We start from the raw sequence: 20,173 nt of genomic DNA on the forward strand, positions 1-20,173 counted from the left end.
CGCCCCGTCGCTGCTGGAGGTGTGCGACGGGGACCTGACCGGGGTGCTGGCGTTCGTGTCGCTGTCGAAGCGCTCGGGGATGACCGGGTACCGGGCCGGAGCGATCGTCGGGGACCCGGAGCTGATCACCCGGCAGCGCCTGCTGCGGCCTAACGTCGGGACCGCGCCCCAGACGTTCGTGCAGGCCGCCGCGATCGCGGCGTGGGGCGATCAGGACCACGTCGACGAGCGCCGCGCCATCTTCGCTGCCAAGCGTGCGGTGGTGCTGCCGTTCCTCGAGTCCCGGGGGATCGCGGTCTCGGGGAGCGACGCGACGTTCTACGTGTGGTTCCGCGCACCCGGAGGAGACGACGTTGCCTACGTCGAGGCTCTGCTCGCCGAGCGGGTGATCGCCTCGCCGGGTCGTTCGTTCGGGCCGTCCGGCGCCGGGTGGGTGCGCCTGGCGCTGGTGCCCAGCGCCGCGGAGTGCGAAGCGGCGGTGGAGCGGTGGGCGGCAGCGATCGACGCGGGGCGGCTGCCGGGCTGACCCTGCGTTGCGGTCCACGCACGGTTGCTAGCGTCGGCGCGGTCGACGCGGAGGCCGACTGTGACCGAAGAGCTGCGCCGCAGCGTCCGGGAAGCGTTCGACGCAGGTGGGGACGCGTGGGACGCGCTGGAGGTCCGCGACGCGGTCGCGCAGACCATGGCGCTGCTGGACCGTGGACAGCTGCGCGTCGCCGACCCGCCGACCGACGAGGACGGCGAGTGGACCGTCAACTCGTGGGTGCGCGAGGCGATCCTGCTGTACTTCCGCCAGGCCGAGATGATGCGCATGGAGGCCGGGCCGTTCCAGTACCACGACAAGATCCCGGTGAAGACCGGCCACGCCGACAACGGGGTGCGGGTGGTCCCACCCGGCACGGCCCGCTACGGGTCGTTCCTGGAGGCTGGCGTGGTGATGATGCCCAGCTACGTCAACATCGGGGCGTGGGTGGGGTCGGGGACCATGGTCGACACGTGGGCCACCGTGGGGTCGTGTGCGCAGATCGGCCGTGACGTGCATCTGTCGGGCGGTGTGGGCATCGGCGGCGTCCTCGAGCCGCCCGGCGCCGACCCCGTCATCGTGGAGGATGGCGCGTTCATCGGGTCGCGGTGCGTGGTGGTGGAAGGCGCGCGCATCGGTCGCGAAGCCGTGCTGGGGGCGCTGACCGTGATCACCGCATCGACCCCGATCATCGACGTCCGCGGAGACGAGCCGTCGACGGCACGCGGCGTGGTCCCCCCACGCGCGGTGGTCGTGCCCGGGACGCGGCCCCGCGACTTCCCGGCCGGGACCTACCACCTGCCGTGCGCGCTGATCATCGGTGAGCGCACCGCGTCCACCGACCGCAAGACCTCCCTGAACCAGGCGCTGCGGGAGTTCCAGGTGCAGACGTGAGACACGCACCGCTCGACCTGCCCGGACGCCTCGTGGAGCTCTGCGCCCAGCTGTCGGTCACCGGCCACGAGGCGCCGCTCACCGACGCGCTGGAGGAACGCTACGCCTCGGTCGCCACGATCCACCGGGTCGGCGACAGTCTGGTGGTGGGCGGGTCGGGTGGGCGTCCCCTGATCCTGCTGGTGGGACACCTCGACGTGGTGCCACCCACCGAGGAGGACGCCGAAGCCCGCGTCGAGGACCGTGGCGACGGTGCCGTGGTGGTCGGGCGGGGCGCGTCGGACATGAAGGGTGGCATCGCGGTGGCGGAGGCTCTGTTCGCCGATGAGGCGCTGCGCGCGCGGTCGCCGTACGACCTGGCGCTGGTGCTGTACGCCGGTGAGGAAGGGCCGGAAGAGGCCAACGAGCTGGGGTCGGTCCTGGCTGCGCTGCCGTGGCTGTCGGACGCCAGCCTGGCGATCGTCCTGGAACCCACCGATCTGGAGGTCCAGGTCGGCTGCCTCGGTGGGTTGCATGCGGAGCTGTCGATCGTCGGCCGCCCCGCGCACTCCGCCCGTCCCTGGCTGGGAGACAACGCACTGACGAAGGCGGCGCCGCTCCTGGCCGACCTGCACGATCCCGCCCCCCGTGACGTCGAGGTCGACGGGATCGCGTTCCGCGACGTGCTCACCGCCACGCAGGCGTGGACCGACAACGCCCGCAACGTCATCCCTGGTCGCTTCACGATCAACGTCAACTACCGGTTCGCGCCCGACCGCACCCTCGACGAGGCCGAGGCCGAGCTGCGCCGCTGGGTCGCCGACCGCGCGGAGGTCACGATCGTGGACCGGGCGCCGCCGGCGCCGCCGGGCTTGGACGCCCCCCTCGTCCGTGGGCTGGTGGAAGCGGTCGACGCTCCGGTCACCGGGAAACAGGCCTGGACGGACGTGGCGCGGTTCGCCGCAGCTGGGGTGCCGGCAGTCAACTACGGGCCGGGCATCACCAGCCAGGCGCACCGTGCCGGCGAGTACGTCCCGGTGACGAACCTCGAGCACGTGCACACGCGGCTGCGTTCGTTCCTCGCGACGGACCTCGCGACGGGAACGCACTAGGGGGTGACGCGTGGTGCGTCACCCCCCAGCGTCACCCCCTAGCGTCACCCCAGAGTCACTCCCCAGAGTCACGCCTCGTACCCCCGAGCGGATTTGAACCGCCGTTACCGCCTTGAGAGGGCGGCGTCCTAGGCCGCTAGACGACGGGGGCGTGGGCCGGCTCGCTGTGCGGCCGGCCGGTGCGCTCGGGGGGAAGGACTCGAACCCTCAATAACGGGGCCAGAACCCGTCGTGTTGCCAATTACACCACCCCCGAAAGCGGGCCTCATGGTAACCGTGCCGGGCAACACCGGCCAAACCTGTGCGACCGTCGCCCGCGGCAGCCGCTGTAACCCGGCAAGCGCAACACCTCATCCTCCGCCGGCCTCGTGCGCGACCGGGATGGCGTCGCGGATGCGTTGGATGACGCGTTGCTTGGGCATCAGCGCCAACGACTCGAACAGCGGAGGCGACACGCGTGACCCGGTCACTGCAACGCGGATCGGTTGGAAGACCTTCCGCGCCCCCATCTGCAGTCGGTCGAGCAGGCCGCGGAGCGCCGCCTCGATCGCAGCCTCGGTCCAGTCGTCGAGCGTCTCGAGGGTGTCGGCTGCGGTTTCCAACGCCGCGACAGCGCCGGGCTTGCCCAGGACGGCATCGACCGACTCGGGGTCGAGCTCGACCACCTCGGCGAAGAACGCCGGGGCGTACTGGCGGATCTCGTCGAGACGCTGCATCCGTTCCTGCACCAGTGGGACCAGGCGGCGCAGCAGTGCTATCTCCTGGTCACCGGGCGGGCGCCCGGTCAGCGGCTCGCCGTAGGTCCCGTCGAGGTAGGGCACCAGCCGGTCGGCGAGCTCGTCGGCGGGCAGCCCACGGATGCGCTCGCCGTTGAACGCGGTCAGCTTGTCGAAATCGAACGCCGCTGCGGTCCTGCCCACGTCGGCGAGGTCGAAGGCCTCGATCAGCTCGTCGACACCGAACCGCTCGCGCCCGTCGCCCGGCGCCCATCCCAGCAACGCCAGGTAGTTCAACACGACCTCCGGCAGGTAGCCCTGCCGGGCGAACTCCTGCACGGCGGTCGCTCCGTGCCGTTTCGACAGGGGCTTGCGGTCCTCGCCGACCACCAGCGACAGGTGCGCGAACCAGCGCGGCGCCACCCACCCGGGAGCGCGCGCGGGGAAGCCGGCCTCCGCCAACGACTCGTCGACCAACCCGTCCTTGGTCAGTTCCTCGTAGAGCAGGACCTGCCTCGGCGTGACCGACAGCAGGTCCTCACCGCGGCACACCAGCGTGATGCCCTGCGCGACGTCGTCGGCCGCGTTCGCCAGCGGGTACGTCACCGATCCGTCGGCCCGTTGCACGACGAAGTCACCGATGCTCGACCAGTCGAAGCTGACGCGACCGCGGACCACGTCGTCGACGACGACCTCGCCGGCCTCAGGCGTGCGCAGCCGGATCGACGGGTCACCCAGCTCGCCCGGGCGGCGCTCGCCACGCAGCGGCCCCTTGAGCACCGGCGGGCGGCCCTCGGCCCGCAGCGTCTCGCGGTACGCCTCGAGTTCCTCGACCGTGGCGAAGTCCTGGTAGGCGAGGCCCGCTTCGATCAGTCGGCGCACCAGCGCCGCATGGAACGGTGCCCGCTCCGACTGGATGTACGGCCCGTACGGCCCGCCGACCTGCGGCCCCTCGTCCCAGTCCAGCCCCGCCCACCGCAGCGCGTCCAGCACGCCGCGCAGGGCCTCGGGCGTGGCGCGCGCCTGGTCGGTGTCCTCGATGCGGAGCACGAACGTGCCGCGGTGGCGGCGGGCATGCAGCCAGTTGAACAGGCCGGTTCGCAGGTTGCCGACGTGCAGCGCCCCGGTCGGGGCGGGTGCGAGCCGGACCCGCGGCGGCCGATCGTCGGTCGCTCCGCGCGGGGCGGTCACAGGATCGGCTCGGGTTCGTACCCGGCGGCGTCCGGGTGGTCCTTCACGATCGCTTCCGCCGCGGCGCAGAACACCGCGACCTGCCGTGGCGCGGCGCCGGTCAGGTCGATCGGCCGCTCCACCAGCGCGCTCAGCTCGTCCTCCCCCAGTGGGAGGCGCTCGTCGGCAGCCAGCCGGGCCAGCAGATCGTTGTCGCCGCCGTCACGCAGAGCGCGGGTGGCGGCGACCGCGTGGGCGCGGATCACCGCGTGAGCGGTCTCGCGCCCCATGCCCTTCCCGACAGCCGCGAGCAGGACCTTGGTGGTGGTGAGGAACGGCAGCTCACGTTGCAGTTCACGGTCGATCGCGGCGTCGAACACGTGGAGCTCGTCGAGGACGGTGAGGAACGTCTCGAACAGCCCGTCCACCGTGAGGAACGCGTCCGGGAGGGCGACGCGCCTGACGACCGAGTCGGAGACGTCACCCTCGTTCCACTGCTCCCCGGCCAGGCCAGCGACCATCGTCAGGTACCCGCGCAGGATGCGCGCGAACCCGTTGATGCGCTCGCAGGACCGGGCGTTGATCTTGTGTGGCATCGCCGACGAACCCACCTGCTCGTCGCCGAAGCCCTCCGTGACCAGGCCGTGCCCGGCCATCAGACGCAGCGTGGTGGCGAGGCTGGACGGACCGGCCGCCAGCTGCACCACCGCCGCGACCACGTCGAGGTCCAGGGACCGGGGGTAGACCTGGCCGACGCTGACCAGCACCTCGCGGAAGCCCAGTTCCTCGGCGATCTCGACCTCGAGGTCCTCGAGCTTCTCCTCGTCCCCGCCGAGCAGATCCAGCTGGTCCTGTTGGGTCCCGACGGGGCCTTTGAGGCCACGCAGCGGGTAGCCGGCCAACAGATCCTCCGCCCGCCGCAGCGCGGCGAGCAGTTCCTGCCCGGCGTTCGCGAAGCGCTTCCCGACGGTGGTGACCTGGGCGGGGACGTTGTGTGTGCGCCCCGTCAGCGGCTGCGTCTGGTGGGTGGCAGCCAGCTGCGCGAGCCGCGCGAGCGCAGCGATCGCCCGGTCGCGCACCAACGTCAGCGACCGGACGATCTGGAGCTGCTCGACGTTCTCGGTCACGTCCCGTGACGTCATGCCCTTGTGGATGTGCTCCGTGGCGGCCAGCGCACAGAACTCCTCGATGCGGGCCTTGACGTCGTGACGCAGCCGCCGTTCGCGTTCGGCGATCGACTCGAGATCGACCTGGTCGACGACCGTCTCGTACGCTTCGACGACCCCGTCGGGCACGTCGACGCCGAGACGCTGCTGGGTGCGGAGCACCGCGACCCACAGCCGCCGTTCGGTGACGACCTTGGCTCGTGGCGACCAGATCGCGCGCATGTCCGCGGAGGCGTACCGCTCCGCGAGCACGTTGGGGATCGGGTCGGTCACCGCACCTCCGTCGGCGTCATCCCACCGCCTCCCCCTCCTCGAGGCGGAAGCCGACGTCGAGGACGACCTGGAAGTGCTGGGGTTGGCCGTCCTTGATCCATCCGCGGACCTCCTTCACCTCGAACCAGTCGAGGTTGCGCATCGACTCCGCTGCACGGCGGATCGCGGTCCGGACCGCATCGTCGATGCCCTCCTCGCTCGACCCCACCAGCTCGATCTTCTTGTACACGTTGCCCACTTGTTGCCCCTCCTCGTCGCCCTGGGACCGTAGCCGGTGGGAGGTCACGACCTGACTTCCACACGGTTCTCCAGCGCTCCGATCCCCTCGATCTCCACCCGGACGGTCTGGCCCGGCTGCAGCGGTCCCACCCCCGCGGGCGTCCCGGTCAGGATGACGTCGCCGGGCAGGAGCGTCATCACCTGCGACGCGTACGACACCAACCTCAGTGCATCGAACGCCATCGCCGCGGTGCTGGCCTCCTGCTTGAGCTCGCCGTCGAGGTAGGTGCGGACGCGGGCGTCGAACGGGTCGAGGTCGGTGCTGATCGCCGGGCCCAGCGGACAGAACGTGTCGAAGCCCTTGGCCCGCGTCCACTGCGGTTCGCTGCGCTGCAGGTCACGGGCGGTGACGTCGTTGCCACACGTGAAGCCGTAGACCGCGTCGCGCGCCTGGTCGGGTGTCACCTGCGACACCAGGCGGCCGACCACGACCGCGAGCTCCCCTTCGTAGTGCACCTCGCTGGTCAGATCGGTCGGGTAGCGGATCACGTCGTAGGGGCCGATCACGGCGGTCGAGGGCTTGAGGAACAGCAGCGGTTCGGCCGGCACATCGCCGCCCATCTCCGAGGCGTGGTCGACGTAGTTGCGGCCCACACCCACGACCTTGCTGGGAAGGACGGGAGCGAGTAGCCGGACCGCGTCCAACGGCACGGTCCGCCCGGTTCGCCGGTGCAACGTGAACGGGTGCGGCTCGATCACCGCGACGCGGTCGTCGTCCACGATCCCGTACTGCGGGGTGGGTGATCGCGGTTCGGAGAAGCGGACGATCAGGCCCACGTGTCCCTCGCCACCGCACGCTGTCGATGCCGCAGGACGCCACGCAAGGTGGCCCGCCCGTCACGCACTGCTGTACGAACGGACATCACCGGCCACGACACGTGGCACGTTCTCCTTGGTAAGCCGACCCCGACGGCGGGGGCCGACCCAACGGAGACCAACCATGACAGCGTTACTGGCCATCCTCGGCATCATCCTGGTCGTGTTCGGCGTCGCCCGGCTGATCCAGGGGGCGCTGGTGTGGGGGATCGTGCTGATCATCATCGGCTTGATCATCGCGCCGGGCGGCCTGTACTTCAGCTGAGTCGCGAGCGGTGGCTACCCCCGCAGGATCGCGTAGACGTAGGCGTCGGCCAGAGCGAGCCACGACGCCTCCACGATGTTGCCGTGCACGCCGACCGTGTCCCAGGTCTCCTCGCCGTCGGTGGTGGTGACCAGCACCCGGGTGACCGCGTCGGTCCCGTGCGCCCCGGCCGAGGACCGTCCCCCTGACTGTTCGATGATCCGGACCTTGTAGTCGGACAGGTGCACCCGGTCGAGAGCGGTCCACGCGCCGTTCGCGGCGTTGCGGAACGCGTGGTCGAGCGCGTCGACCGGGCCGTTGCCCTCTCCTGCGCCCAGCCGGCGCTCACCGGCCACCCGCACCGCCACCATCGCCTCGGCGGTCGGTCCCCCCGCGTCGCCGTGGCCACCGCCGACGGTGACACGGAAGTGCTCGAGTTCGAACGGCTCTCGCAGGTCCCCGACGATCCGGCGGAGCAGCAGCGCGAACGATGCGTCGGCCGCGTCGTAGCTCCACCCCTGGTGCTCGCGACGCTTGACCTCGGTGAGGACCGCCGCGACCTGTGTCTCGTCGAGGCTCAGCCCCAGTTCACGCGCCTTGAGCTGGATGGTGGCCCGACCCGCCAGGTCACTCACCACCAGCCGTGTTTCGTTCCCGACCAGCGCGGGATCGACGTGCTGGTAGAGGTCGGCGGACTTCGCCACGGCCGACGCATGCAGCCCGGCCTTGTGCGCGAACGCCCCGGAACCGACGTACGGCTGGGCGGTCGGTGGCGTCTGGTTGGTCAGCTCAGCGACGGCGTGCGCCACGTGCGTCATGCGCAACAGCCGGTCGGTGGGGACCAGCGGCAGCCCCCGCTTGAGTTGCAGGTCGGCGAGGACCGTGAACAGGTTGGCGTTCCCGCACCGTTCACCCAACCCGTTCGCGGTGCCCTGCACGTGCCGGGCACCGGCCTCGACTCCGACCAGGGAGTTGGCGACCGCGCACCCGCCGTCGTCGTGGAAGTGCAGCCCCACGTCGCACGGCAGGTCGGCGACGAGGTGGCGGACGACCCGTTCGACATCCCACGGCATCGCCCCGCCGTTGGTGTCGCACAGCACAACGCACTCAGCGCCCGACTCCGCTGCGACGCGTGCCACGTCGCGCGCGTAGCCCGCGTCCCGGGCGTACCCGTCGAAGAAGTGCTCCGCGTCGAAGAACACCCGCCGACGTTCGGCGACCAGGTAGGCGATCGACTCCGCCACCATCGCGAGGTTCTCCTCACCGGTCACCCCGAGAGCTTCCTCGGCGTGCCAGGCGCAGGCCTTCCCCACGATGCACAGCACCGAGGTGTCGGCGTCCAGGAGAGCCTTCAGCGTGGGGTCGTCCTCCACGGCGTTGCGGGCGTGGCGCGTCGCGCCGAACGCGGCCAGCGTGGCGTGCTGCAACTGCAGCTGTCCGTCCGCGGCGCGGCGGAAGAACTCGGTGTCCTTGGGGTTGGCGCCGGGCCAGCCCCCCTCGATGAAGTGCACGCCGAGCTCGTCCATGCGGCGGGCGATCTTGAGCTTGTCGTCCACCGTCAGGTTCACACCCTCACGCTGGGTGCCGTCGCGGAGGGTCGTGTCGTACAGGGCGGGTACCTGACTCACCGGATCGTCCTTCACGTGTCGTGGACGCCGGGGAGCCGAAGGGCGCCGGTCGGACCGGGCCACCCCCGTAGCCCGGCGCTCGTCGCCTGGCTACGGGAGCCTGCCGATGGCGATGATGTCCGCGCTCGGACGGGCGCGCCGCACAGCGGCGGTGCGCTTCGGGATCCGGGTCGCGTGCATCACGTCTCGCTCCTGGGCGCGCCGGTTCACGGCGCGTGTGGCAGGGTGCCACCTCGTCGGAGCGTCGTCCAGTTGGCGCGGCGTCGGCGTGGCCGCGATTGTCGGCGTTCGCGTCCCCGCCTGCCCAGGCGTCACTCGCGGACGTAGGCGAGCCACTCCTTGTAGCGGTCGGCCTTCCCCGCGACCACGTCCATGTACAGCGACTGGATGCGTGTGGTCACCGGCCCGCGCTCGCCGATCACACGCCCGTCGGCCTCACGGATCGGTGTGACCTCCGCCGCGGTGCCGGTCAGGAACGCCTCGTCGGCCAGGTACAGGTCGGTGCGGACCAGCGGTGTCTCCTCGACCCGGATGTCGAGATCGCCGGCCAAGGCGATCACGGTGGCGCGTGTGATGCCGCCGAGGGGACCGTCCGCCAGCGGCGGGGTGAGCAGCACGCGATCGCGGACGATGAACAGGTTCTCACCGGTGCCTTCGGCCAGAAACCCGTGCTCGTTGAGCATGATCGCCTCGTCGTACCCGCCGCGGAGAGCTTCGACCTTGGCGAGCGAGCTGTTGATGTACTGGCCGTTGGCCTTGGCGGCCGGCGGGATCGTGTTCTTCCCGATCCGCCGCCACGAGCTGGTCATCACCCGCACGCCGGAGACCAGCGCCTCCTCGCCGAGGTACGCCCCCCACTCCCACGTGGCGATGGCCAGCTGCGGCTTGGATGGGAGGGGGTTCAGGCCCATCTCGCCGTAGCCGAGGAAGATCGCCGGCCGGATGTAGCAGGCATCGTGGCCGTTGACCCGGATGGTCGCCTTGATCGCGTCGGCCACCTGTTCCTGTGTCCACGGGATCTGATCCAACGGCGGGTACAGCTTCGCCGAGTCGAACATGCGGCGCACGTGCGCCTCGAGCTGGAAGACCGCCGGCCCGCGGTCGGTGGCGTAGGCGCGGATGCCCTCGAACACTCCGTAGCCGTAGTGCAGAGTGGGGGTGAGGAAGTGGACGGTGGCCGCCTCCCAGTCCACCAGCTCGCCGTCGAACCAGATCTTGTCGGACTTCGGGATGGGCATTCCAACGTCCCTTGATCGGGGAGCGGTCCCGGCTGGTGGGAACGCTACCGGGGGGACGGCGGGACCGTCACCCCGCAGCGAGTTCCGCCAGGCGATCGCCGGCCGTGGCGGTGGTGACCTCGTCGCGTCCGCTGCTCGACAGCCATCGACTGACTGCCCGTTCGATCCTGCGGGCGCCGGCGTCCTCGCCGACGAAGTCGAGCAGGAGCGCGACGCTGAGCACGCCCGCCACCGGATCGGCGCGGCCGGTCCCGGCGATGTCGGGCGCCGACCCGTGTACCGGCTCGAACATCGAGGGGTGTCGGCGGGTCGGGTCGAGGTTGGCGGACGCGGCCAAGCCCATCCCGCCCTGCACGGCAGCGCCCAGGTCGGTCACGATGTCGCCGAACAGGTTGTCTGTGACCACCACGTCGAAGCGTTCAGGCTGGGTGACCAGGTACAGGCACATCGCGTCGACGTGGACGTAATCGTGGCCGACGTCGCTGTGGTCGGATGCGACGTCGGCAACGGTCCGCGCCCACAGGTCGCCGGCGTGGGTCAACACGTTGGTCTTGTGGCACAGGGTGAGACGGCCACGCCGCTGGGCGGCGAGTTCGAAGCCGTACCGCACCAGGCGCTCCACCCCGCGGCGGGTGTTCAGCGACTCCTGCGTGGCCACCTCCGCCGGCGTGCCGCGGTACACCGTCCCGCCGGCTCCGGCGTACACCCCCTCGGTGTTCTCGCGGACCACCACCAGGTCGCAGCGGTCAGGGGTCAGGCCAGCGACCGGCGAGCGCACCCCCGGGTACAGCTTCACCGGGCGGAGGTTGACGTACTGGTCGAACGCCGAGCGCAGGCGCAGCAGCAGCCCACGTTCCAGGACACCCGGCGGCACGTCGGGTGTCCCGACCGCGCCGAGCAGGACGGCGTCGAAACCGGCGAGCTCACCCAGCGTCGCGTCGTCGAGTACCTCGCCGGTCTCGAGGTAGTGCTGACCACCGAGGGCGAAGGCGACCCGGTCGGTGTCGAACCCCTCGGCTTCCTGCACGACGTCGAGGACCTTCAACGCCTCGGCGATGACCTCGGGGCCGATTCCGTCGCCTGCGATCACCGCGATGCGGTGCGCCACCCCTGTCCTTCCGATCCACGCCGGTGCGGCCGCATGGTAGGAGGGCTGGCGCACTCCCCGGCGCGGACACCCACCACCGGGCAGGGTCGCTCACACCGTCGCCACCACCGCTGCCGTTACGTGGGTGGTCGCGTCGCCGAGGTCGGGCCGCCGCCGCGGCGTCGCACGGACCGCCGGCGATGCGAGACAGCAGCGACATGGGCAGGGCCTTCGATGCGCGGACCCTGCGGGCGGCGCTCCGCAGCCGCTACCCGTGGCTGGATCGCGACGACCTGGGGCCCCGTGCGGTCGAGGCTGGCGAGTGCGACCGCTGCGGGCACGAAGCGCGGCTGGTCGAGATGTGCGGCCCGGGCATCCATCGCTACCTCGGGCGGCGTTGTGCCGTCCGGCTGGGTCCCCAGGCGTGGTGCGAAGGGCACCGGGCCGACGCCACAGAAGCGCTGGCGTGGCTCGGACAGCTCCCCGACGAAGCGGACGACGTCGCCCGCTTGTGGTGGGTCGCGACCGGGGAGATCCGGCTCGACCCGGCGCTGGTGGCGCGCTGGCCCGCGCTGGCGGAGGTGGTGGCCGGCGTCCTCGACGACGACGCCGGCCCCTGAGCGCTCGTCACACCGCCAGCCCCTCGTCGCGCAGGCGGCGACGGACGTCGTCTGCGTCGACGAAGCGGTGCGCGCGCAACCCGGCCTGCCGCGCTGCGTCGACGTTCTCGTCGCGGTCGTCGACAAACACGACGTGTCCGGGGGCGGACCCGATCTCACGGCACAGGCGGCGGTAGAAGCGCCGGTCGGGCTTGCGGACGCCGAGGTGGTGGGAGGCGAGCACACGCTCGAAACGGTCGGCCAGGAGCGAGTCGGCCAGTTCCTCGACCCACACGGGGTAGTTCGACGCCGCCACCCGCGTGGCGTGACCGGCGATGTCGTCGAGGAGCTCGCGCATCCCCGGCAGCCAGCGGTACCCGGCACGGCGGGCGGTGTGGAACGCGACGACGTCGAACCGGCAGCGGAAGCTGGCGAAGTACTCCTCCTCGCTGAGGTCCCCGCACTCGAACCGCGACCAAACCCCCGGTTCACGGTCACGCAGGACGTCGGCGACCCCCCGGCCGGTCGCCGCGGTCAGGGCCTCGCGGAACGGATCGCGCACGACGGTGTCCATCAGGTCGAACGCGACCGCCGTGACCGTCACCACGCGCCGGTCGCAGCCGAGGCCACGTCGTCCACCTCCGGCTCGACGCTCTCCGGCGGCCAGTCCCAGCCCCGCACCGGACCCATGGCCAACCCGGCGAAGCGATCCCCCAGCGTGCGGAACCGGTCCTCGTCGCCGCTGGTCAACAGGATCCGCTCGGCCGGGCCCTGCCCGGGACGGCGTCCCAGCCCGGTGCGCTCCAGCAGCGTGCGCACCTCGAACGCGGTCTCCTCGGCGCTGGAGACCAGGACCACGTCGCGGCCGAGGACGTCGCTGATCACGCGGCTGAGGAGTGGGTAGTGGGTACAGCCGAGGATGACGGTGTCGATCCCGGCGACGCGGAGGGGGGCCAGCCTCGGCGCGACCACCCCGTAGGAGTGCGTCGACCCCACGTCGCCGGACTCGACCAGCTCGACGAAACCGGGACAAGCCTGCGTGACGACCTCGACGTCCGTGCGGGACGCGGCGAACGCGCGCTCGTACGCCCCCGACGAGATCGTCGCCTCGGTGCCGATCACGCCGATGCTGCCACGGGTGACGTCCAGCGCGGCTCGCACACCCGGCTCGATCACCCCGACGATCGGGACGGTGTAGCGCTCGCGCAGGTAGCTCAGCGCCGCCGACGATGCGCTGTTGCAGGCCACCACCACCATCTTCACGTCGTGGTCGAGGAGGAGATCGACGATCTCGGTGGAGTACCGGCGCAGCAGCTCAGGCGGTTTGGAGCCGTACGGGAAGCGCCCCGTGTCGCCGAAGTACACCAGGTGCTCGTCGGGGAGGAGATCGCCCAGCGCGCGCACGATCGTCAGGCCGCCCAACCCACTGTCGAACACCCCGATCGGTCGGTCGTCCACCTCTCTCCCCGTCGCTGCGACGGCGGGAGCGTATCGGCGACCGGTCGCGGTCCCGCGCCGTCCGGACGGGTGAGGCAACAGGCCGGAATTGCATAGCTGGCACGGTGGATGCCGCAGGGATGCGTTCGCTGCATGAGCGGGGAGGAGGCGACGTGGATCGCCGCACCGGGCTGGTGGTGGCCGCTGCGCTGGTCGTGGTCGTCGGGGCGCTGATCGCCGTCGTGGTGACCAGGAGGGACGCACCTCCGCCGGCCGCCACCACGACCGGCGCGCCAACCGCGACCGCACCCGGCGCAGCCCCCACGCCTGCGACCACTCCCGCCAGCCCCGCCCCCGCGCAGCCAGCGACGGTGGCGGTCACGACCACGGTCGTGGCGGAGGGGATCGCTGCGCCGTGGGGGTTGGCGTTCGTCGGTGACGAGAGGGCCTACGTCACCGAACAGGACTCCGGCCGGGTCCTGGAGCTGCCGCCGGGAGGACCGCCCCGTCAGGTCCACCAGTTCTCGGTCGACGCCGCCGGGGAGGGGGGACTGCTGGGGGTGGCGGCGTCACCGTCGTTCGCTCGGGACGGCCTGTTGTACGCCTACTACACGGCCGCGAACGACAACCGGGTGGTGCGCTTCGAGCCCGGCGGCGACGCCGAACCGATCCTGACCGGCATCCCCAAGGCCACGATCCACAACGGCGGGCGGATCGCATTCGGACCCGATGACATGCTCTACATCGGCACGGGCGACGCGTCCGTGGGCGAATGGGCACAGGACCGCTCCTCGCTGGCCGGGAAGGTCCTGCGGATCACGCCCGACGGCCGGATCCCCGACGACAACCCGTTCGACGGCTCCCCGGTGTACTCGTTGGGGCACCGCAACGTCCAGGGCCTGGCATGGGACGGCGACGGGCAGCTGTACGCGGCGGAGTTCGGGCCCGACCGTGACGACGAGGTCAACCGCATCCAGCCGGCGGGGAACTACGGCTGGCCGATGGTCACCGGCAGGGCGGGACGCGACGGGCTGATCGATCCGGTGTTCGTCCGCCAGCCGGCGGACGCGTCCTGGTCGGGCGCGGCGTTCCTGGTCGATGGTGCCATCCCGCAGTGGGACGGCGACCTGTTCCTGGCGGCGCTGCGTGGCCAACGGCTCTGGCGGGTCTCGCTCACCGACGCCGAGCCGTCCGCGGAGCCGTTGCTCGTCGGGGAGTTCGGGCGGCTCCGCCAGGTTGTGCAGGCCCCAGACGGCTCGCTGTGGGTGGCGACCAGCAACCGTGACGGCTACGGCGACCCGCGCCCCGGCGACGACCGGATCATCCGCCTCGGGCCGAGAACCGACCGACGCGAGGGGCCAGGTGGCGTGGCGACATGTCCTCACCGGTCGAACCGGTGCGCGAACGCGACCGACCGCCGGTTCACCGAAGCGACGGCAGCCAGGCGGGGCGGTGGTCCTCGAAGGCGTCGATGGCGTCGGCGTGTTGCGAGGTCAGTCCGATGTCGTCCAGGCCGTTGAGGAGCCGGTGCTTGACGTGGGGATCGACGTCGAAGCTGCTGGTGTCCAGACCGGGTGCGCTCACCGTCTGTGCCCGCAGGTCGATCGTGACCGTGACCGTCGGGTCGTCGGCGACCAGGTCGAACAGCTGGCGGACCACACCGCCGGGGAGCTCGACGGTGAGGACGCCGACCTTGGTGCAGTTGGTCCGGAAGATGTCGGCGCAGCTGGGGGCGATGATCGCCTCGAAGCCGGCATCATCGAGCGCCCACACGGCGTGCTCCCGTGACGATCCGCAGCCGAAGTTGGGTCCGGACAGCAGGATCGAGGCGTCGCGGTGCTCCGGCCGGTTCATCGGGAAGTCCGCGACCGGTTCGCCGTCCTCGTCGTAGCGCCAACCCCAGAACGCGAACGGACCGAACCCGCGACGGTCGATGCGCTTGAGGAACTGCTTGGGGATGATCTGGTCGGTGTCGACGTCGGCCCGGTCGAGCGGGCACACCGTGCCCACGACGCGCGTCACCTGCTTCACGCGGATGCACCCACGTCGCTGACCGCCTCACGGACGTCCACGAACCGTCCCATCAGCGCGGCGGCGGCGGCCATCTGCGGCGACACCAGGTGGGTGCGTCCTCCCGCGCCCTGTCGGCCCTCGAAGTTGCGGTTGGATGTGGAGGCGCACCGTTCACCGGGTCCGAGTACGTCCGGGTTCATCCCCAGGCACATCGAGCAGCCGGGCTCACGCCACTCGAAGCCCGCCTCGACGAAGATCCGATCGAGGCCCTCGGCCTCGGCCGCCGCCTTCACCAGCCCCGACCCCGGCACGACCATCGCGCGGACGCCATCGGCGACCCGCCGTCCCGCTACGACCTCGGCTGCGACCCGCAGGTCACCCAGACGCGCGTTCGTGCACGACCCGATGAACACCCGATCGATCGGCAGGCCGACGATCGCCTCGCCGCCGTCCAGACCCATGTAGGTCAGCGCACGCTGCCACTGCTCGGCGGTCGCGGCATCCGGCGCATCGTCGGGCCGCGGGACCCGCCCCGTCACCGGGACCGACTGGGCCGGTGTGGTCCCCCAGGTCACGAACGGTTCGAGGCCGGCCGCGTCGATGGTCACCACGCGGTCGAACGTCGCGCCGTCGTCGGTGACCAGGGTCCGCCAGTGCGCGACGGCACGGTCCCAGCCCTCCCCGGAGGGCGCGTACGGCCGGTCCTTCAGCCACGCGAACGTGGTCTCGTCCGGGGCGACCAGGCCGGCGCGCGCGCCACCCTCGATCGACATGTTGCACACGGTCATGCGTTCCTCCATCGAGAAGCCGCGGATGATCTGTCCGCGGTACTCGATGACGTGACCGATCCCGCCGTCCACGCCGATCCGGTTGATGATGCCCAGGATCACGTCCTTGGCGGTCACCCCGCGCGGGAGCGACCCCACCACCTCCACCGCCATGGTCTTGGGCGGGTTCTGAGGCAGGGTCTGAGTGGCCAGGACGTGCTCGACCTCGCTGGTGCCGATGCCGAACGCCAACGCCCCGAACGCCCCATGGGTCGCGGTGTGCGAGTCACCGCAGACGATCACCATGCCCGGCTGGGTCAGGCCCAACTCGGGGCCGATGACGTGGACGATGCCCTGGTTGCGAGACCCCATCGGGAACAGCCGGATGCCGAACTCCTCGCAGTTCCGCGCCAGGACATCCATCTGGGTCCGCGACATCTCGTCGGCCACCGGGAGGCGCCCACGGACGACGTCGGGGTCGGTGGGGACGTTGTGGTCCATCGTCGCGACCGTGAGATCGGGCCGGCGCACCGTGCGGCCAGCCTGGCGCAGCCCCTCGAAGGCCTGGGGGCTGGTCACCTCGTGCACCAGATGCAGATCGACGTACAGCAGGTCCGGGCCGGCACCGGCGTTCGACGTGCGGACCAGGTGCTCGTCCCAGATCTTGTCGACCAGCGTGCGTGGGGCGCTCAACGTGGGATCCCTCGGTCGGGTCATCGGTTCCAGCGGTCGGAGGCCGCGGTGCGGTTGCCCATCGCCTGGTAGGAGACCTCCTCGGACTTCTCCAGCTCGAAGTGGATCTCCGCCTCGCCGGTGCGTTCCGCGATCGCGGACGCCACCGCCGCGACCAGCTCGGCTTCCTCGGCGGGGGTCTGGTCGGGCGGGACGGTGAGCTTGATGGTGGTGGTCATGGCGTCGTCTTCTCCACGTGTCTCGCTCGTCGGGTGGGCGTCGGGGCGGGCAGGCCGGGTCACGGCCGGAACTCCCGGCTGCGGTGCGTCAGGCGCAGCGACCGGTTCAGCGCGTCGAGGTACGCCCGCGCGCTGGCCTCGACGACGTCGGTGGAGACGCCGCGCCCGGTGAAGCGCTCCCCGTTCTCCACCTCGATCTGGACGGTGACGTCACCCAGGGCGTCCACCCCGGGCGTGACGGCCGCCACCTGGAAGGCGACGAGCGTGATCCGGTCGCGGTCGACGGCGCGACGGATCGCGCCGCACGCCGCGTCGACCATGCCGTCGCCCGTTGCGGTCGCGGTCCGGGTGGTCCCGTCGGCCACGCGGAGCTCCACCGTCGCGGACGGGGCGGCTTGGGTCCCCCCCGCGACGGTGAGCGCGACCAGCTCGTACTCGTCGTCGGCTGCCACGTGCAGCTCGGCAGCGACGATGGCTTCGATGTCCTTCTCGCCGATCTCCTTCTTGCGGTCGGCGAGGTCCTTGAAGCGCAGGAACACGCGTGCCAGCTCTTCCTCGGACAGGTCGAAACCGAGGTCGGCGACCGCCTGGCGGAACGCGTGCCGCCCCGAGTGCTTCCCGAGGACGATCTGTGTGCCGTCGGCGCCGACGTCCTCGGTGCGCATGATCTCGTAGGTGAGCCGGTCGGCGAGGACACCATGCTGGTGGATCCCCGACTCGTGCGCGAACGCGTTCGCCCCGACGACCGCCTTGTTGCGCTGGACCGAGTACCCGGTGAGCGTGCTGACCAGACGAGACGTCCGGGTGATCTCGGGGGTGTTGACACGGGTCCTGGTGTCCAGCAGGTCGCCGCGGGTGCGGATCGCCATCACGATCTCTTCCAGCGAGCAGTTCCCGGCTCGCTCACCGATCCCGTTGACGGCCACCTCGACCTGTCGAGCGCCGTTGCGGACCGCCTCCAGCGAGTTCGCGACCGCCAACCCCAGATCGTTGTGGCAGTGCACAGACACCACGACGCCACGTTCTGCGATCGTCGGGACCCGGCGGTGCAGCTCCGCGATCCAGCCGCCGAAGTGGTGCGGCAAGGCGTACCCGACCGTGTCGGGGATGTTGACGGTGGTGGCGCCTGCCTCCACCGCCGCCGCCACGAGGTCGACCAGGAACTCGAAGTCCGTGCGGGTCGCGTCCTGCGGGCTGAACTCGACATCGTCGGTGAAGCTGCGGGCCAGCCCGACGGCGTGCACAGCCCGGTCGAGGACCTCCTGCTCGGTCGCCTTCAGCATCACGGTGCGGTGGATCTCCGACGAGGAGATGAACACGTGGATGCGGCTGCGGATGGCCGGTGCGAGCGCCTTCGCGGCGCGCTCGATGTCGCCGTCCACACACCGGGCGAGCGCCGCGATCACCGGGGCGTCGGTCCCGACCGTGCCCACCTCCGCTGCGACGGCCTTCACCGCGGAGAAGTCGCCGTTGGATGCCGCCGGGAAGCCCGCCTCGATCACGTCGACCTGCAGGCGCGACAGCTGCTGGGCGATCTCCACCTTCTCGCGCGCGTCGAGCGAGATGCCGGGGGCCTGCTCGCCGTCGCGGAGGGTCGTGTCGAAGATCGTGACGTCAGGCGGCAGCGAGCGGGCGGCCGCGACGTCGATGGGTCGTCCCATGTGCGGTGCTCCTCATCCTGGTCCGCGGCCTGGCCGCGGTGTGTGCGTCGAACCCGGTCACCTCTCCGCGGTCGCCCTGGGTGGGAAGGGGCGCCGCGGCATCAAAGGACGAGCAGGCCCAGGATGAGGGCCAGGATCTCGACGGCCGGCGGCATGCCGCGGCGACGGGTGCGCGACCCGGTCGGCGTGGCGGTGCGGTCTTCGGCGGCCATCGGTACCCCTGTGTACATCCTCGGGTGGGTGAAGGCCAACCGGCGACCCGAACGGACGCTCAACTGCGCACTGCCCGCGCGCTCAACGCGCAGTCCAGCACGTGGGTCCGCCTGCCACACGCGCCGAGAGACGGAGCGCCGGAACCGTGCACTGTCCCGGCCGTACCGTGCGCTGTCCCGGCCGTCTGGACGACGACCGCACCAGGCACCTCCTACGCTCGTCATCGATGGGAGCACGAAAAGATCAGCGGTTCGGGTGCGAGTGCGGCGCCGAGGTCGTCTACACCAAGGACTGCCTCCAGCCGTGGGAACAGAACCCCCGCTGCGTGTGCGGCCGCGACATGCGCCCCTTGGCGCAGGAGACCGGCCATACCTACCCGCCGAGCTGACAGGAGGTCGGTGTGGGCGTCGAAGCCGGCCAGAAGTTCCTCTGCGAGTGCGGGGCGAAGGTCAAGTACACCAAGGCTTGCCCCGAGCCGACCGCCGCGCCGTTCACGTGCGTGTGCGGCGCGACCGGGACCGAGACGCACGACGAGGACTGAACGATCTCGAAGAGCGGGGTCGCTCGCTGACGCCCGCGATGATCACTCGCCCGAGCCTCACTTTGAGTTCCAGGGCTGACCGGGATGAGCACGCAGAACCCGATCGCGACAGATCGGTGAGGACGGCGGCTGGTATGGGGGCCGACGTAGCCGTCTGCATGAACGGCTGGGTTCGGTCGACCCGCTCAGCCCCCGTCAGATGGTGCGCGGCGGCCAGGTGCAGATCCAACGGCAACCCCTCCACCTGCTCGACCACCCCCGACGCGTGCAGCTCGCCCACTAGCTCCACGATCGCCGCGTCCAGACGGTTGCGCTCATCCAACAGCCGCCCCAACTCGCCCAGCGCCTGCACCCCCCGCGCGACCGTGGCCTGACCCACCCGCTCGCGGTCCTCGGTTGCTACAGCCATCACCATCTCCCTACCCAACCGGCGTTACCGAACCCTGTGACCGAACCCTGTGACCGAACTTGTGTTCGAATCGAACGCTACCGCCCGCCTGCGACAACCAGCCTCGACGTCCAGCCGGACCTGGGGAAAAACTGTGTAGAGCCGGGAAGACCCGCCCCGATGTCTCCTATGGGCGCTCAGTCACGTCGACGAGACCAGCGCCACCGGCAGATGCGCGAACGCGTCGGCGAGCCGCAGACGGCCGTCATCCAGCGGCAGGACACGGTCGGTGAGCAGCTCCTGCGCCCCGTCGGCGCCCGGCACCTGCACGACCGTGTCGCCCCACCTCTCCCCCACAGGCCACCCCCCGCCGCCGAGCGCGAAGGTGCACCGCGGCGCGATCGCGGCGAGCCACTCGTCGGCGCCGCGGCGGAGGAACGCCACCACCCGGTCGTGGTAGGCACCGCTGGCCACCACCGGTTCGTAGGTGCCGTCCCGCAGGAGTGCCAGACGGGCCT

The 20,173-nt window shown here is 71.1% G+C and carries 22 protein-coding genes and 2 tRNA genes; 8 read left to right on the top strand and 16 right to left on the bottom strand.

Annotation, left to right across the window (positions count from 1 at the left end):
* The 3 genes from M3N57_09335 to dapE all read left to right on the top strand — a co-directional run.
* The coding region (locus tag M3N57_09335; protein MDP9022878.1) for an aminotransferase class I/II-fold pyridoxal phosphate-dependent enzyme at window positions 1-526 on the top strand (526 nt) is incomplete at its 5' end.
* A gap of 126 nt (window positions 527-652) precedes the next feature.
* Window positions 653-1,417 carry a 2,3,4,5-tetrahydropyridine-2,6-dicarboxylate N-succinyltransferase gene (locus M3N57_09340; protein MDP9022879.1) on the top strand — a complete coding sequence of 255 codons (765 nt, stop codon included), beginning with the start codon at window positions 653-655 and terminating at the stop codon, window positions 1,415-1,417.
* Complete coding sequence (gene dapE / locus M3N57_09345) at window positions 1,414-2,508, top strand: succinyl-diaminopimelate desuccinylase (GenBank protein MDP9022880.1); 1,095 nt, start codon at window positions 1,414-1,416, stop codon at window positions 2,506-2,508. The genes M3N57_09340 and dapE overlap by 4 nt, the downstream gene beginning before the upstream one ends.
* Window positions 2,509-2,586: 78 nt before the next feature.
* Here dapE and M3N57_09350 read toward each other — a convergent pair.
* The 6 genes from M3N57_09350 to M3N57_09375 form a co-directional block, all read right to left on the bottom strand.
* Window positions 2,587-2,659, bottom strand: a tRNA-Glu gene (locus M3N57_09350).
* A gap of 33 nt (window positions 2,660-2,692) precedes the next feature.
* Window positions 2,693-2,764, bottom strand: a tRNA-Gln gene (locus M3N57_09355).
* A 94-nt stretch (window positions 2,765-2,858) separates the two neighbouring features.
* The gene (locus M3N57_09360; GenBank protein ID MDP9022881.1) at window positions 2,859-4,415 is read right to left on the bottom strand and encodes a glutamate--tRNA ligase; all 1,557 of its coding nucleotides are present in this window, start codon (window positions 4,413-4,415) and stop codon (window positions 2,859-2,861) included.
* Entirely contained in the window at window positions 4,412-5,833 is a 1,422-nt protein-coding gene (gene purB, locus M3N57_09365; protein MDP9022882.1) for an adenylosuccinate lyase, read from the bottom strand. Before purB ends, M3N57_09360 begins: the two co-directional genes overlap by 4 nt.
* 16 nt (window positions 5,834-5,849) lie before the next feature.
* Window positions 5,850-6,071 (bottom strand): dodecin family protein, encoded by a 222-nt coding sequence (locus tag M3N57_09370; GenBank protein MDP9022883.1) that lies wholly within the window; start codon window positions 6,069-6,071, stop codon window positions 5,850-5,852.
* 44 nt (window positions 6,072-6,115) lie between these two features.
* Window positions 6,116-6,889, bottom strand: coding sequence for a fumarylacetoacetate hydrolase family protein (locus M3N57_09375; protein MDP9022884.1), 774 nt, complete (start codon window positions 6,887-6,889; stop codon window positions 6,116-6,118).
* A gap of 163 nt (window positions 6,890-7,052) precedes the next feature.
* Here M3N57_09375 and M3N57_09380 point away from each other — a divergent pair, with 163 nt between their 5' ends.
* On the top strand, window positions 7,053-7,193 hold the full coding sequence (locus tag M3N57_09380; GenBank protein MDP9022885.1) for a GPGG-motif small membrane protein: 141 nt from the start codon (window positions 7,053-7,055) through the stop codon (window positions 7,191-7,193).
* A 14-nt stretch (window positions 7,194-7,207) separates the two neighbouring features.
* Here the strand turns inward: M3N57_09380 and cimA are convergent, their stop codons facing one another.
* From cimA to M3N57_09395, 3 genes are all read right to left on the bottom strand, one after another.
* Entirely contained in the window at window positions 7,208-8,800 is a 1,593-nt protein-coding gene (gene cimA / locus M3N57_09385; GenBank protein ID MDP9022886.1) for a citramalate synthase, read from the bottom strand.
* 311 nt (window positions 8,801-9,111) lie between these two features.
* On the bottom strand, window positions 9,112-10,038 hold the full coding sequence (locus tag M3N57_09390) for a branched-chain amino acid transaminase (GenBank protein ID MDP9022887.1): 927 nt from the start codon (window positions 10,036-10,038) through the stop codon (window positions 9,112-9,114).
* Between the two features lie 67 nt (window positions 10,039-10,105).
* On the bottom strand, window positions 10,106-11,146 hold the full coding sequence (locus M3N57_09395; GenBank protein ID MDP9022888.1) for a 3-isopropylmalate dehydrogenase: 1,041 nt from the start codon (window positions 11,144-11,146) through the stop codon (window positions 10,106-10,108).
* A 179-nt stretch (window positions 11,147-11,325) separates the two neighbouring features.
* Here M3N57_09395 and M3N57_09400 point away from each other — a divergent pair, with 179 nt between their 5' ends.
* Window positions 11,326-11,745 carry a hypothetical protein gene (locus M3N57_09400; GenBank protein MDP9022889.1) on the top strand — a complete coding sequence of 140 codons (420 nt, stop codon included), beginning with the start codon at window positions 11,326-11,328 and terminating at the stop codon, window positions 11,743-11,745.
* A 7-nt stretch (window positions 11,746-11,752) separates the two neighbouring features.
* Here M3N57_09400 and M3N57_09405 read toward each other — a convergent pair whose 3' ends face one another.
* A complete protein-coding gene (locus M3N57_09405) occupies window positions 11,753-12,328 on the bottom strand; it encodes an HAD-IA family hydrolase (protein ID MDP9022890.1) in 576 nt (191 codons plus the stop codon).
* Complete coding sequence (gene murI, locus M3N57_09410) at window positions 12,325-13,182, bottom strand: glutamate racemase (GenBank protein MDP9022891.1); 858 nt, start codon at window positions 13,180-13,182, stop codon at window positions 12,325-12,327. Before murI ends, M3N57_09405 begins: the two co-directional genes overlap by 4 nt.
* Window positions 13,183-13,334: 152 nt before the next feature.
* Between murI and M3N57_09415 the strand changes: the two genes are divergently transcribed.
* The gene (locus M3N57_09415) at window positions 13,335-14,681 is read left to right on the top strand and encodes a PQQ-dependent sugar dehydrogenase (protein ID MDP9022892.1); all 1,347 of its coding nucleotides are present in this window, start codon (window positions 13,335-13,337) and stop codon (window positions 14,679-14,681) included.
* Here the strand turns inward: M3N57_09415 and leuD are convergent.
* Genes leuD through M3N57_09435 form a run of 4 tightly spaced genes read right to left on the bottom strand, consistent with a single transcriptional unit; the run spans window position 14,584 to window position 18,513 of the window.
* A complete protein-coding gene (leuD, locus tag M3N57_09420; protein ID MDP9022893.1) occupies window positions 14,584-15,192 on the bottom strand; it encodes a 3-isopropylmalate dehydratase small subunit in 609 nt (202 codons plus the stop codon). The genes M3N57_09415 and leuD overlap by 98 nt on opposite strands.
* A complete protein-coding gene (leuC, locus tag M3N57_09425; protein ID MDP9022894.1) occupies window positions 15,189-16,634 on the bottom strand; it encodes a 3-isopropylmalate dehydratase large subunit in 1,446 nt (481 codons plus the stop codon). The genes leuD and leuC overlap by 4 nt, the downstream gene beginning before the upstream one ends.
* A 20-nt stretch (window positions 16,635-16,654) precedes the next feature.
* On the bottom strand, window positions 16,655-16,852 hold the full coding sequence (locus M3N57_09430; GenBank protein ID MDP9022895.1) for a hypothetical protein: 198 nt from the start codon (window positions 16,850-16,852) through the stop codon (window positions 16,655-16,657).
* A 59-nt stretch (window positions 16,853-16,911) separates the two neighbouring features.
* Window positions 16,912-18,513: a 2-isopropylmalate synthase gene (locus M3N57_09435; GenBank protein ID MDP9022896.1), complete on the bottom strand. Its 1,602-nt coding sequence runs from the start codon at window positions 18,511-18,513 to the stop codon at window positions 16,912-16,914.
* Window positions 18,514-18,952: 439 nt separating this feature from the next.
* On the opposite strand from M3N57_09435, the gene M3N57_09440 reads away from it, so the two are divergent.
* Together M3N57_09440 and M3N57_09445 are read left to right on the top strand one after the other, a co-directional pair.
* Window positions 18,953-19,114, top strand: coding sequence for a hypothetical protein (locus M3N57_09440; protein ID MDP9022897.1), 162 nt, complete (start codon window positions 18,953-18,955; stop codon window positions 19,112-19,114).
* A gap of 12 nt (window positions 19,115-19,126) precedes the next feature.
* On the top strand, window positions 19,127-19,267 hold the full coding sequence (locus M3N57_09445) for a hypothetical protein (protein ID MDP9022898.1): 141 nt from the start codon (window positions 19,127-19,129) through the stop codon (window positions 19,265-19,267).
* 589 nt (window positions 19,268-19,856) lie between these two features.
* Here M3N57_09445 and M3N57_09450 read toward each other — a convergent pair.
* The coding region (locus M3N57_09450; protein MDP9022899.1) for a malto-oligosyltrehalose synthase at window positions 19,857-20,173 on the bottom strand (317 nt) is incomplete at its 5' end.

The sequence above is a fragment of the Actinomycetota bacterium genome (assembly GCA_030776725.1).
Lineage (GTDB): Bacteria > Actinomycetota > Nitriliruptoria > Nitriliruptorales > JAHWKO01 > JAHWKW01.

Coding starts and splice junctions, on each gene's coding strand:
- M3N57_09380 (MDP9022885.1), top strand. CDS start 7,053: ATGACAGCGTTACTGGCCATCCTCGGCATCATCCTGGTCGTGTTCGGC.
- M3N57_09390 (MDP9022887.1), bottom strand. CDS start 10,038: ATGCCCATCCCGAAGTCCGACAAGATCTGGTTCGACGGCGAGCTGGTG.
- M3N57_09400 (MDP9022889.1), top strand. CDS start 11,326: ATGCGAGACAGCAGCGACATGGGCAGGGCCTTCGATGCGCGGACCCTG.
- M3N57_09430 (MDP9022895.1), bottom strand. CDS start 16,852: ATGACCACCACCATCAAGCTCACCGTCCCGCCCGACCAGACCCCCGCC.
- M3N57_09435 (MDP9022896.1), bottom strand. CDS start 18,513: ATGGGACGACCCATCGACGTCGCGGCCGCCCGCTCGCTGCCGCCTGAC.
- M3N57_09440 (MDP9022897.1), top strand. CDS start 18,953: ATGGGAGCACGAAAAGATCAGCGGTTCGGGTGCGAGTGCGGCGCCGAG.